Source organism: Nonomuraea maheshkhaliensis, from assembly GCF_039529435.1.
Classification (GTDB): domain Bacteria; phylum Actinomycetota; class Actinomycetes; order Streptosporangiales; family Streptosporangiaceae; genus Nonomuraea; species Nonomuraea maheshkhaliensis.
In genome coordinates this window covers 34456-45791 of the sequence record NZ_BAAAMU010000052.1, presented here as the reverse complement: position 1 = coordinate 45791, position 11336 = coordinate 34456, and the positions used below count along the sequence as shown (strand labels likewise).

10 protein-coding genes are annotated in these 11336 nt (G+C 71.5%); 5 read left to right on the top strand and 5 right to left on the bottom strand.

Annotated features, from left to right (window positions below):
• On the bottom strand, positions 1–545 hold a 545-nt coding region (locus ABFX54_RS30325), incomplete at its 3' end, for a dihydrodipicolinate synthase family protein (protein WP_346109979.1).
• A complete protein-coding gene (locus ABFX54_RS30320) occupies positions 546–1682 on the bottom strand; it encodes a mandelate racemase/muconate lactonizing enzyme family protein (protein WP_346109978.1) in 1137 nt (378 codons plus the stop codon).
• A 47-nt stretch (positions 1683–1729) separates the two neighbouring features.
• On the opposite strand from ABFX54_RS30320, the gene ABFX54_RS30315 reads away from it, so the two are divergent.
• The 5 genes from ABFX54_RS30315 (at position 1730) to ABFX54_RS30295 (ending at position 8659) form a co-directional block, all read left to right on the top strand.
• A complete protein-coding gene (locus ABFX54_RS30315; RefSeq protein ID WP_346109977.1) occupies positions 1730–2524 on the top strand; it encodes an IclR family transcriptional regulator in 795 nt (264 codons plus the stop codon).
• Positions 2521–3360 (top strand): carbohydrate ABC transporter permease, encoded by an 840-nt coding sequence (locus ABFX54_RS30310; protein WP_346109976.1) that lies wholly within the window; start codon positions 2521–2523, stop codon positions 3358–3360. Before ABFX54_RS30315 ends, ABFX54_RS30310 begins: the two co-directional genes overlap by 4 nt.
• Complete coding sequence (locus ABFX54_RS30305; protein ID WP_346109975.1) at positions 3357–4235, top strand: carbohydrate ABC transporter permease; 879 nt, start codon at positions 3357–3359, stop codon at positions 4233–4235. Before ABFX54_RS30310 ends, ABFX54_RS30305 begins: the two co-directional genes overlap by 4 nt.
• Positions 4236–4242: 7 nt before the next feature.
• On the top strand, positions 4243–5520 hold the full coding sequence (locus tag ABFX54_RS30300; protein WP_346109974.1) for an ABC transporter substrate-binding protein: 1278 nt from the start codon (positions 4243–4245) through the stop codon (positions 5518–5520).
• A 223-nt stretch (positions 5521–5743) separates the two neighbouring features.
• Positions 5744–8659, top strand: a complete 2916-nt coding sequence (locus ABFX54_RS30295; protein WP_346109973.1) for a golvesin C-terminal-like domain-containing protein — start codon at positions 5744–5746, stop codon at positions 8657–8659.
• Between the two features lie 27 nt (positions 8660–8686).
• On the opposite strand, the gene ABFX54_RS30290 is transcribed toward ABFX54_RS30295, so the two are convergent.
• From ABFX54_RS30290 to ABFX54_RS30280, 3 genes are all read right to left on the bottom strand, one after another.
• A complete protein-coding gene (locus ABFX54_RS30290) occupies positions 8687–8980 on the bottom strand; it encodes a DUF4241 domain-containing protein (RefSeq protein ID WP_346109972.1) in 294 nt (97 codons plus the stop codon).
• Positions 8973–9749 carry a phosphotransferase gene (locus tag ABFX54_RS30285; RefSeq protein WP_346109971.1) on the bottom strand — a complete coding sequence of 259 codons (777 nt, stop codon included), beginning with the start codon at positions 9747–9749 and terminating at the stop codon, positions 8973–8975. The genes ABFX54_RS30290 and ABFX54_RS30285 overlap by 8 nt, the downstream gene beginning before the upstream one ends.
• A gap of 113 nt (positions 9750–9862) precedes the next feature.
• Positions 9863–11329 (bottom strand): serine/threonine-protein kinase, encoded by a 1467-nt coding sequence (locus ABFX54_RS30280; RefSeq protein WP_346109970.1) that lies wholly within the window; start codon positions 11327–11329, stop codon positions 9863–9865.
• Positions 11330–11336 lie beyond the last annotated feature (7 nt).

Here is an 11336-nt window from a genome sequence, read left to right as displayed (position 1 = left end):
AACCCCCCCCCCCGCTGGGGGGCAACGGCGCCGACCTTGGGCGCGGTCGGCGGGGCCTCGATCTTGACCGAGGTGACGCCGTCGAGCTTGCTCAGCTCCACGATCAGAGACTCGGGCATGGACACGCCGGTGGCGCCGGGCGCGTCCTGGACCATCACGTCGATGCCCGCCCGCTCGGCCACGACGCCGTAGAAGTCGACGAGCTGCGCCCCCGACGGCTTAACGAGGTACGGCGGCAGCACCATCAGGGCATCCGCGCCCCCTTCCGCCGCGGTCAGGGCCTGCTCCACCGCGGTCGCCGTGCTGGTCGAGCCGACTCCGGCGACCACCGGGCGGGATCCGGCCGCCTGGCGCACCTCGGCCAGGATCCGGGCGCGCTCGGGGGTGGTGAGCGCGAAGCCCTCGCTGGCCATGCCGAACACCGCGACGCCGTCGGCGCCGGCGGCGAACTGCCACTCGGTCAGCCGGCGCAGGCTGGGCACGTCCAGCTCGCCGGCCGCGGTGAACGGCGTAGCCAGAATCGGGATAAGTCCGGAAATGGGCACTTACGACTCCTCTTTCAGGGTGGTGATGTCGACCTCCACGCCCAGCCCGGGACCGGAGGGAAGGGGAAAGCCGCCCGGACCGCCGGGCACCGGCGCGGTGAGGATCGCGCCGGCCACCTCGCACGTGGTGGGCTGGTACTCGAAGAGGGAAAGGTTCGCCAGGGCCGCGCTGACGTGCAGTCCCGCCGCGAGGGCGACGCCCAGCCCGGTCGAGTGGTGCGGCGCCACCGGCACGTGGTGCGCCGCGGCCAGCTCGGCGATGGACATCAGCTCGGTGATCCCGGTACGCCCCACGTCCGGCTGGGCCAGGCCCAGCGCGCGCCGCGACAGCCAGTGCGCGAACTCGTAACGATTGCGCAGCGTCTCGCCCACGGCGATCGGCAGCTCGGCCCGCCGCACCAGCTCCCGGTGCCCCTCGACGTCCTCGGGCGCGAGCGGGGCCTCCAGGAACAGGGCCCCGCGCTCGGCCAGGCCGCGCGCCAGCCGTACCGCAGCAGGCACGTCGTAGACCCAGTGGGCGTCCACGGCCACCCGCAGGCCCGACGCGGCGACCGCGTCCACGGTGGCCAGGTCCTCCTCGACGCCGTGGCCGAGGTGGAGCTTGACCGAGGTGGCGCCCTTGGCGGCCCACTCCTTGGCCAGAGCGGCTCGTTCGTCGTCGGTCGGGCGGGGCAGGCCGCTCACGTACACGGGGACGTTCTCCCGGAACGCGCCGCCGAGCAGGGACGCGACGCTCAGCCCGGTGAGCTTGCCGGCCAGGTCCCACAAGGCGATGTCGACGGCGGCGAGCGCGTCGGCCTGGTGCCCGGTCAGGTGACCGCGTTCGCGCATCAGGCCGGTCAGCCGCTCCCACAGCGGCCGGACCCGGGTGGGGTCCTGGCCGATCAGCGTGGGGGCGAGCAGCCTGTCGACGATGGCCGCCGGCACCTCGGGCGCGACGGGTGCCAGGGCCTCACCCCAGCCTGTGGTGCCGTCGTCGCAGGTGATCGAGACGAGCAGCGTCTCGAACCTGGCGGAGTAGAGGCTGCGCCACGGCGGGCGCAGGAAGTAGCCCTCCTCCTGTGGCGGGGTGCCCAAGTAGGCGGCCTCGTGCCGGATCTTCACCGGGAAGCAGCGCACTTGACGGATTTGCGACATGTGCGCCACGATCCCACATAGTGCACGGCGATTGCAATGGAGACAGGATGGCATCCGATCAGGGCAATAATCAGAGCGTAGAGAGGGCGATCTCCGTGCTCCGGGCGTTCTTGACCGGTCGCCCCGAGCTGCGCGTGTCGGACGTCGCGAAGGCCACCGGGCTCGGCACGTCCACCGCGTCGCGGCTGCTCGCCACGCTGGAGACGCTGGAGTTCGTCGAGCGCGACGAGGTGAGCGGCCTCTACCGGCTCGGCACCGCGCCGATCACGCTCGGCGGGGTGGCGCTCAACCAGCACCCGGTCCACCGCGAGGCGCGGCAGATCGCGCAGGACCTCGCCGCGGCCCTCGGCCTGGGCGTGAACGTGGCGATCAGGCGGGACGACTCGATGTTCTACCTGGCCAACTTCGAGGGCAGGCTGGCCCCGCGCTCCTTCGTCCTGACCGGCCAGCGCAAGCCGCTGTACGCCACGGGCATCGGCAAGTGCCTGCTGCTCGGCCTGACGGCGGACGAACGCCGCGCGTTGCTGCCCGAGATGCCGCCGTTCACCCCGAGCACGATCATCGCCCACGACCGCCTGGACGAGGAGCTGGCCACCGTGCTCGGCCGCGGCTACGCGACCGAGGTCGAGGAGCTGGCCTTCGGCCGCGCGTGCGTGGCCGCGCCGATCCGCGACCGGTCCGGCGCGGTCGTGGCGGCGATCTCCATCTCCGGGCCGCTGTCGGCGATCGACCTGGCGGCCCGCGAGGCCGAGCTGGCCAGGACGATCATCGAGACCGCCGACTCCGTCAGCATCGGCCTGGGGTACGTCGGCCCCGCCCACCTGCTGGGCAGCCGGACATGAGGAAGCTGACCAACGGGCAGTTCGCCTGGTTGCTGATGGCGCCGGGCGTGGCGCTGTTCCTCGCGATCATCGCCTACCCCCTGCTGTCCGCGCTGGTCACCGGCTTCTTCGAGCAGAGCCTGGTGCGTCCCGGGCGTACGTTCGTCGGTCTGGCCAACTTCGCCGACCTGCTCGGCGGGGACTTCTGGCCGGTGCTGCGCAACACGCTGGTCTTCACCATCGGCGCGAGCGTGATCCCGTTCGTGCTCGGCTACATCCTGGCGCTGGCGCTCAACTCCGGGCTGCCCGGCTGGCTGCGCGGCGTGTTCCTGTTCCCCTGGGTGATCCCGGCCGTGGTCGTGTCGTTCCTCTGGCTCTGGATCTTCAACGCGAACTACGGGGTGCTGAACGGGCTGCTGGGCGCCGAGATCAGCTGGCTGGGACAGCCCGGCACGGCGATGGCCGCGGTGATCGTCACCAAGACGTGGGCCAGCTTCCCCTGGATGATGGTCATGCTGCTCGCGGGCCTGCAGACGATGCCGAAGGAGCTGCACGAGGCCGCCTCCGTGGACGGCGCGGGCACGATCCGCCGGTTCAGGTCGGTCACGGTGCCGCACATGAAGGGCATCGCCGGGATCGTCTTCCTGCTGGAGTTCATCTGGAACTTCCAGCACTTCGACACCATCTACGTGCTCACCGGCGGCGGCCCGGCCGGTGCCACCAAGACGTTCGCGGTGGCCGTCTACGACACGGCGTTCAAGGGCTTCGACCTTGGCCACGCCACCGCCCTGGGCGGGCTGTGGATGGTGCTGCTGCTCGTGCTCATGGTGTTCTACCTGCGCAAGGAGGCGTCATGACGGTGACACTGAGTGCGTCCGTGCCCGCGACCAGGGCCGGCCGGAGAAGGCCGGTCAACCGCTCCCGCGTGGCGGCCTGGATCGCCGTCGTCGTCATCGGCCTGTTCGGCCTGGCGCCGATCTACTGGCTGGTGGTCACGGCGCTCACCCCCGACGAGCGGGCCTTCAGCTTCCCGCCGTCGCTGATCCCGACCGAGATCACCTTCGAGCACTTCGCCCGGCTGGCGGAGAACCAGCAGCTTTTCCGGTATCTGGCGAACAGCGTGATCGTGTCGGTGATCACCGCGATCCTCAGCGTGATCGTGTCGGCGTACATGGCCTACGCCTTCTCCAAGTTCCGTTACCGCGGCCGCAAGTCGCTCATGCACCTCGTGCTCGCCTCGCAGCTCTTCCCGCAGGCGCTGCTCCTGGTCACCCTGTACGCCGTCTTCAGCGCCACCGGCCTGCTCGGCAGCTACACCGCGTTGATCCTGTCGTTCACCACGTTCACCCTGCCGCTGTGCGTGTGGATGCTGAAGGGCATCTTCGACACGGTGCCGTCCACGCTGATGGAGGCGGCGGCGATCGACGGCGCCTCGCGCTGGCGGACGCTGCACACGATCGCGCTGCCGCTCGCCGCGCCGGGGCTGATCGCCGCGGGCCTGTTCGCGTTCGTCCGCGCCTGGAACGACTTCATCTTCGCCCTCACCCTCGCCGACCCCGAGCGGCAGACCCTGCCGCCGGGGCTGGTGCACACATACCTCGGGGAGTTCCAAACCGCCTGGCCAGACCTCATGGCCGCGTCGTTCGTCGTCTCGCTTCCTGTCATCGCCGCGTTCATGTTCCTGCAGCGATACCTGGTGGGCGGGCTGACGGCCGGCGCGGTCAAGGGATAGGAGATCCATGAACACGCTCAACCGCCGGGACGCCCTGCGGCTGCTCGGCCTGTCGACCCTCGGGGTGACCGCGCTGGCGGCCTGTGCCCCCGACGCCTCAGGCGGCGCCCCTCAGGGCGACACCGCCGCCAAAGCCTTCGGCTTCACCTCCTGGTCACTGAACGAGGAGGCGCAGAAGGCCGCGGTGCAAGCCATCGTGGACGGTTACGCCGGCAGCAAGGGCGTCAAGATCACCACGGCGTCGTTCCCGTACAACGAATACCTCAACCAGGTGACGCTGAAGCTGCGCGGAGGGCAGCTCACAGGGGCGATCCAGCTCGACGTGGCGTGGCTGGGCGCCCTGGCCGCGATGGGCAAGCTGCGCGACCTCGCCGCGCCGGCGGCCAAGGGCGGCTACACGGACGTGGCGCTGTCCAGCGGCCAGAGCGGCGGCAAGCAGCTCGGGCTGCCCTGGACGACCGGCTCGATCGGCCTCATCGCCAACACCGCGCTGCTGGAGAAGGCCGGGGTGGACGGCGTGCCCGCCACCGTCGAGGAGTTCGAGGCGGCGCTGAAGAAGGTGGCCGCGCTCGACGGCGTCATCCCGTACGCCGCCGCCACCAAGGCGGCCCAGCTCAAGGACATCCTGCCGTGGATGCGCACGTTCGGCAGCCCGCTGCTGGACGGTGACACGATCGCCGTCGGCGACGAGCAGTCGGTGGCGGCCGTGGAGTGGTACAAGAAGCTCTACGACGCCAAGCTGATCGCCCCTGACGTCGACCGCTTCGACGCCCGCGCCCTGTTCGCCCAGGGCAAGGCGGCCTTCTACGACGACGCGATCATCGCGCGCGGCGTGGTGGAGAGCCAGGCGCCGGACAAGTCGCTGACCGAGAAGATGGCGCCGCTTTCCCGGCCCGTGCTCAAGGCCGGCGACTCGCCGCAGGCCCTGCTGTGGGGGCACGTGATCGCGGTGGTCGAGGGCGAGGGCGCCGACGCCGCCGTGGAGTTCGCCGCGCACGCCACCTCCGACACCGCCACCGTCGCCACCTTCTTCGAGAAGGTGAAGCTGCCGCCGACGACGACCGCCGGCCTGGCCGACCCCAAGGTGTCCGGCGACGCGTTCACCACCGAGTGGACCGAGAAGATCACCAAGACCGCGACCGCCAACCCCTTCTGGCGGTACGCCGGATATGCCCAGATCGAGACGGCCATCGCCGAACAGGTGCAGGCCGTGCTCGTCGGCGACTCGTCCGCGAAGGAGGCATTGGCGAAGGCCGCCGAGACCGCCAAGGGTCTGCAGAAGTAGAAGACCGCCCGGGGGCGGGCGTGTTCCGTGGAACGGCATTTCCGCGGTCCCGCCGGCACCGGGCGGCCCCCTGGCACCCCCTGCCCGTCACGACAGTGGTGCACGGTCCATGCTCGCATGCTCCCGCCCTCCGGCGGGCTGCGGGCGTGGACGCCTTCGGCGCGATCCCGCGCGGTCCGCACCAGCCGCGCACATGCCCGAACCGACCCCCCGAGGACGACTCATGCGTCGCTTCCCCTCACTCATCCCTCTTGTCCTGTTCGCCACAGTCGCCGCCGTAGCGCCGGCCGTACCGGCCCAGGCGGCCTCCAGCCCGATCACCGACACCCGCGACACCGTCGTCATCGCCGGCGACAGCTACCGCATGACCATTCAGAAGACCGGCTTCCGGTACTCCTTCGCCCGGCGCGACGGCACCGTGATCGCCCCCGCCCACGCCGAGTCCGGCCTGCGCGTCGGCGACGCCGACGCCGCCACCACGAAACTCGCCGGCCGGGCGGGCGGCACGGCCGTGCTCGACGTCACCTTGGAGACCGGCGCGAAGGTGCGGGTCAAGGTGCAGCCGTCCGCCCGCCACGTGAAGATCACCGCCGATCGGGGCGCGGACTTCCGTACCGGGCCCGTGGCGCCCGCGTACGGACTCGGCGACTACGGCGCGCACGCCGACGGCCAGCCCGACCAGGACACCCCGTGCAGCGGCCAGGTCGAGGCGCGCCGGACGACCGAGCTGACCGGCATCGTCCTCGACAACCTCACCAACGAGGGCAGCTGCAAGCGGTTCATCTCCACCTTCGTGGTCTTCCCCAAGCAGCGCTTCGCCGAGGTGCTCTTCGACGAGGGGCAGAAGCGGGTCGGCCTGACCACCACCGAGAACCGGCTGGGCAGCGTCGATCCCGCGCAGGGCCTCTACTACTTCGCCGATCCCGACCTCAAGCGGATCTACGCCGACTATCGCGACGTACGCGACCGGCACGGCTACGCCGACGTCCGGCCCCGGCCGGAGATGTTCGGGCTGGGCTGGGAGGCGTACGGGGCGCTGGCCTGGAACACCTACCAGTCGTCGGTGACCGAGACCGTCAAGGCGTTCAAGGAGCACGGCTACCCGCTCCAGTGGGGCGTGGTCGGCTCCGGCTTCTGGCCGGGCCCGCGCGGCGACGCCTCCGAGGGGACGACGAACAGCTTCGGCATGTGGGACTCGAAACCCGAGCCCGGCCGCGACGACGGCCTGCCCAACCCGCGCTACCCCGACCCGGACGCGCTGAAGAAGCTCTTCGCCGACAACGGCATGGTCCTGCTGCTCGGCGCGCGCAACAACTTCAAGGTGGCGCCCAACGCCAACGACGGCCCGTTCACCGCCGAGGCCCTGGCCAAGGGCTACTTCCTGCCGGTCAAGGTGACCAAGTCGCAGTTCCCGCAGGGTGAGACGTACGTGCTGGACGCCTCGAACCCCAAGGCCGTGCGGTGGTACGTGGAACAGACCCGCAAGTGGGGCGTGGACGGTGTCAAGGAGGACACCATGCTGTACGCGCCCAACCTCAACCGCGACGGCAACTGGAACGCCCTGCAGAAGGCGCTGCACGACGACGGTGACCTCGTCGTCGTCCGCAACGCCGCCTACTCGGTGCCCGGCGACTTCGTCCGCATCAACGACACGATCTACGGCCGCGGCGGGGTCTTCCACGAGGACCCCGACCGGATCCCGGTGAACATGCTCAACATCGCCGCCTCCGGCCCCGGCAACGTCTCGCCCGACATCGTCGGCGGCACGCCCAAGGCCTCGCTGACCGACCCGTCCTACCGGCGCTACTTCTGGCGCAACGCGCAGTTCGCCGCGCTGACGCCGGTCATGACCTTCGGCAAGGGGCCGTGGGAGCTGGAGGACCCCGACCTGGCGGCGTCGGTGAAGCGGATGTCGCTCTGGCACGACGCGCTCCACCCGTACATCTACGACGCGGTGCTCGACGGCTACGAGTCCGGCTTCCCGTACGCGATGACGCCGCTGCCCATCGCCTACCCCGACGCCGACCCCGGCTCCGCCGGCCACGAGTGGATGTTCGGCGAGTCGCTGCTGGCCGCGCCGCTCTTCGGCCGGGACTTCGACACCGCGCAGACGCGCGACGTCTACCTGCCCGCGGGCAAGTGGATCGACTACGACACCGGCGCCGTCTACCAGGGGCCGCGCACCCTGAAGGACCACGCGATCGGGATGGACCGGCTGCCCGTGTTCGTGGGCGGCAAGGGCGTGCTGATCACGCGCGAGGGCGCGGAGGTGTACCCGATCGCGCGCGGCTCGTCCTTCGACTCCCAGGGCACCAGGATCGTCAACGCGAACACCGGCTGGGACCCCGCCAAGCTGGTCGTCACCGACACCAGGACCGGCCGCCGCGTCTCCTTCACCGTGGACGCCAAGACCGGCGCGATCCGCTTCCCCGTGACCAAGGGACACCAGTACGTGCTGTCGGGCGGCGGCAAGGCGGCGCACCCGTTCCCGATCGAGACCGACGTCCCGGCGGCGGCGCCGACCGGGCTGTCGCACGAGGGCATGACGCTGTCGTGGTCGCCGGTCAAGGGCGCCCGCGGGTACGTCGTCACCGGCGGCTGCGCCTCGTCCGTGGTCGGCAGCACGACGGGGGCGACCAGCCTCGCCGTGGCTCCCGGCGAGTACCGGGTCGCGGCGACGAACGCGGCCGGCACCGGCCCCCTCTCCGAGCCCCACACCGTGCCGGCGCCCGTCTCCACCGACCCGGTCGTCGTGACCAACGAGGGCGGCCCGGCCACCTGCTCGGACACGCAGCCGTACCGGGAGACGGGGACCTGGTCGTCGAGCAGCCTGAAGGGCTTCGACGGCTCCGGCACCCGGTTCAGCTCGACCGAGGGCTCGACCGCCACGTGGTCGGCCCGGCTGCCGGCCGGCTCGTACGAGGTGGCCGTCTGGTTCCCGGCGCACACGGCCAGCACCAAGCAGGCGACGTACCAGGTCGGCGGCCAGGACGTGGTCGTGGACCAGACCGTGTCGGGAGGCGCGTGGCACTCCCTCGGGACGTGGCCCTTCGACGGCCTCGCCTCGGTGACCCTCGCCGTCAACGCCGCCGGCAACCACCGCGCCGACGCGGTCCGCTTCACCCCCATCCCGCAATGACCCCATCCACCCACCCCAGAAGCCCTTTCAGGTGAGAGGTGTTTCGCGACGGTCGTCTGCCACCGGGATGAACGACGGCAGGCAGACGACCGTCGACGGCGCCGTGGGCGGCAGAGCGTCGGCGTCGTGCAGGACGAGCAGATCCGCCACGAACGCGGTGACGTCTCCGCCGGCGTCGCGGCCGGAGGCGTCGAGGAAGCAGCCCATCCCCGTGTCCACGCCGAACCCGTAGAACTCGCCGTCCCCGAGCAACCGGCCGTCCTGCCCCGGCAGCGACGCGAGCTCCCATGAGTGACTTGGCCGGGGACGGCGCTCAGCCACGTACCCAGAAGGAGGCCGGTAGTTCTTCGAGTTCGGTCACGGCCTGTTCGAGGTTGGCGGCGAACGGGAGGAGCGCCTGGTGGGCCGGCTCGCCGCCGGCGGCGAGCCGGCGGATGACCTCGGCGTTCTTGAGCGCCCGGTCGGCCACCTCGTCGCCGAACGTCGAGCGGTCCTCCTCGTAGCCGTAGGCGTCGAGCAGGAGGTGCAGGCGCCGGTGCCGGTCGTCGAACGCGGTGAATCCCTGGGCGGTGACGACGTGCCGGGCGTGCAGCGGAACCCAGGTCAACGCGCAGTAGGCCAGATCGCGCTCCCGTGGGAACGGGCCCGCGGTGTCCCAGTCGACGAACCCGACCAGGTCGTCGCCCTGCCACACCGCGTTGTAGGGCGAGGCGTCGTTGTGCGTGATGACCAGCCCCGGCTGCCACGGCCGGGCGACGAACCAGACCGCGTCGGGCTCCGGCACGAACGACGCCGTCGCGTCGTGCAGCCGCCTCAGCCAGGCCCCGACCTGCTGGAGCGCGCGGTCCGTCCACGGCCACGCGGGCCAGGGACGCTGCTCGCCGATCGTCTCCCCGTGCAGGTACGTCAGCACCTCGCGGCCCTGCTCGTCGAACCCGAGCACCCTCGGCGCCCCCTCGAACCCGACCTTCTCCAGATGCGCCAGCACGGTGTGAACGCTGCGCGTCCACGGGTTGGCGGCCCGGTGGACGGTCTCACCGATGCGTACCGCGCCGACATGCCTGCCGCCTGTCAGGGGCTGCTCGTCCATGACACCGTTTGTACGCCTGGGCCGCCGGTCATGGCACCGGGTTTTCCGGGTGTCGGGGGCTTGCGGCAGGCCGGGATCGGGCGGGGGAGGCTGTCTACGGGGGCGGCCTCGTGTCAGCGGCGTCCTCTGCCCTTGCCTTTGCCGGGGTGGCCGGCGCTGTGGCCGGGTGGGATGTTGGTCGCCTTCTTGACCTGGCCCGGTGGGATCCAGACGTCGGCCGAGGAGGTTGCGCGCGCGGCGGTGGTGGAGCGGCGCTGTGTCGGGAGCTGCTGATCTTGGGGCACTTTGGGGGGAGATGTCGTCGCCGTTGGGGTGGGCTCAGGTGACGACCGTTGCGAGGGCCGCGTCGGTGTCGGGGCGGGCGTGGTGGCCGTGGTGGTGGGTGCGGCCTGGAGCCGGTCGGTGGGTTGGGGTGTGGCTGGGGGCGACTCGGGTGGGGTCTCCGGCCAGAAGCTGGCGGCCAGCGCCCCGACGGTCAGCGCGGCCGCCACGACCACGTGCCGGATCTGGGCGCGTCGCTGCGTGCCGGGTTCCGCTGAAGGCGTGGCGCCGGGGCCGGCTGAAGGCATGGCGGCGGGGATGGCGTCGGATTCGGCTGGAGGCGCGGGCCAGGCGGCGGGTACGGCCGGAAGCGCGGGCCAGGCGGTGGGCGTGGCGTCGGGTGCGGCTGAAGGCGAAGGGACGGGGCCGGGTGTGGCCGGAGGTGCGGCGGGTGGCACCACGTCCCCGGTCTGCGGCAGGAAGTCGGTCGGCGGGGCGCAGATCTCCTCGAGCTGCCGCCGAGTCGCACGCGTGCCGATGCGCTGCTCAGGATCCTTGGCCAGCAGGCTCGTGAGCAGGGGAGCCAGCGGCCCGGCGCGCTCGAACGGAGCCGGCTCGGCGGTCAGCACGGCGCTGATCGTGGCCAGCACACCGCCTTGTCCGAAGGGGCAGCGTCCCTCCACCGCCGTGTACATGGTCACGCCCAGTGACCACAGGTCGGTCTGCGGGGTCGGCGGGCCGCCGCGGGCGCGTTCCGGAGCGATGAAGGCGGGCGTGCCGACCACGATGCCCACCCCGGTGAGGTCGACCGGCCGCTCCACGCTGGTGGCCAGGCCGAAGTCGGTGAGCACGGCGTGGCTCTCGCCGGCGTCCAGCAGGATGTTGGCGGGTTTGACGTCGCGGTGCACGACCCCGGCGGCGTGCGCGGCCTGTAAGGCGTCCAGCACCTGCAGCCCGATCCGGGCCACCACCACGGGCGCCAGCGGCCCCCGCTTGGCCAGCACCCTGGCCAGGGTGGGAGCCGAGACCAGTTGGAGCACAATCCACGGACGCTCGTCGGCCTCGACCACGTCGTAGACGGTGGCGATGTTCGGGTGGGAGAGCCGGGCGGCCAGCCGGGCCTCGGTCATGGTGCGGCTGAGCAACAGTTCGCGTTCGGCCTGCGGCCGTTCGTCGAGGGTGACCTCCTTGACCGCGACCGGGCGGTCCAGCACCTCGTCATAGCCGCGCCAGACGCGGCCCATGCCGCCGCGCCCCAACTCGGCCTGGAGCCGGTAGCGTCCGGCCAGGAGCCAGCCTTCACACCGCGAAACCGACATAGCGTCC